Genomic DNA, 1,308 nt, shown 5'->3' on the forward strand with positions numbered 1-1,308 from the left:
ACTATCGACAAAAGCGGCGCGAATCTGGCCGCACTTGACGCCATCAACGCCGAGCGCGAAACCCCGATCAGGATCCGCCAGAACAAGTATCTGAATAACATCATGTGCGACACGTGTCGCCGTCAGCCGCTCGTCAAGCGGCATGCAGCAGGCGGTAAAGCTCGTTCTTGTCTTGTCACGCTTCGCAAAGTACCGCGTTGCCGTGACCTGCTGTACGGCCAGCAGTTGCCTAGCCGGACATGCGTTCCTGGTAACGGGAAGGTGTGAAGCTCTGGCGACAACGTGCCTCTCGACTGACGGTTCACCCCGGCGACGGGGAAGGGATCGACACTGCCAGCCGCCGTGCGGTGTGAGGTGCCAGGCAAGTTTCGTAGGCGCAACGGATGTGAACTGCTGATAAACCTCGTAATTCAGGATGGGCCAAAGCGGCTGACAGGCCCTGACCAAAAGGTACGTAGCCGGTTGCCCATCTATGATGTATGGGCACGCCGTCAAGAGCGCTACCGGGGAAGAGGCAGGCGCTAAGCGGACAGACCCAGAACATCGGGCCGGCAGGAACGGGAACGTGGTAAGCCCATCCCACTGCCAACCTCGTGCAACCTATGCGAGACGGCAGGCAATCCGCAAGGAGATCTGTTGGTGGAGTGGGTAAGAGAACGCGGAGAAAGCGAATGCCGCTCTGTAATGGCGCGGATAGGGGTTCGAACTTTGCCCTGACCCGAAAGGGTGCAGACTTCCGTGTGGTGCAGTTGTCGCAAGTCCATGTTTGAGATTCATCGAAGGGAAGCTTGTGAGAGACCATGATGACCACGGTTCAGCGCCCTTCGTCTCAGCCATAAGACGAATTCACGACGTGATGCTTGCGAAGGTCTTGGTAGTTGGCAAGGCCGGCGTCAGTACGACGCTTAACGCTGTGCGCGAGCGGAGTGCGGTGAAAGTCGCACGCTCCGTTCTTCGGGGGCCTCGTTTCCGAGAGGAAACGAGGCTACCCTCTCGAACAGGATCATCGGGCGATCAAACGGATCATCAGACCGATGATGGGCTTCAAGGATTTTCGGTGTGCGCGCATCATTCTCTCTGGTATTGAGGTGATGCATATGATTCGCAAGGGGCAGATGAAAAACGACGGCGATGACCGAACGGCAGCCGCTCAGTTCTACTCGCTGGTGACATAAGCAATCCTACATATATGGGAACATGCTTGGCCTGCCATCCTTATCGCGACAGAACCATCCGGCGTGGTGGAACAGAATTGCCCGGCCGGGCCAGACACGACCGGACGCGTAGCTGCCGCAGGCAGCATTCGTC

The 1,308-nt window shown here is 57.9% G+C and carries 2 pseudogenes; both read left to right on the forward strand.

What is annotated here, in order from left to right:
- Positions 1-267 (forward strand): annotated as a pseudogene (locus tag EVC45_RS48185) (hypothetical protein); the annotation flags it as partial.
- A gap of 725 nt (positions 268-992) precedes the next feature.
- A pseudogene (locus EVC45_RS44690) lies at positions 993-1,175 on the forward strand (DDE-type integrase/transposase/recombinase); the annotation flags it as partial.
- Positions 1,176-1,308: the final 133 nt, after the last annotated feature.

The sequence above is a fragment of the Paraburkholderia sp. UYCP14C genome, from assembly GCF_004197395.1.
Classification (GTDB): domain Bacteria; phylum Pseudomonadota; class Gammaproteobacteria; order Burkholderiales; family Burkholderiaceae; genus Paraburkholderia.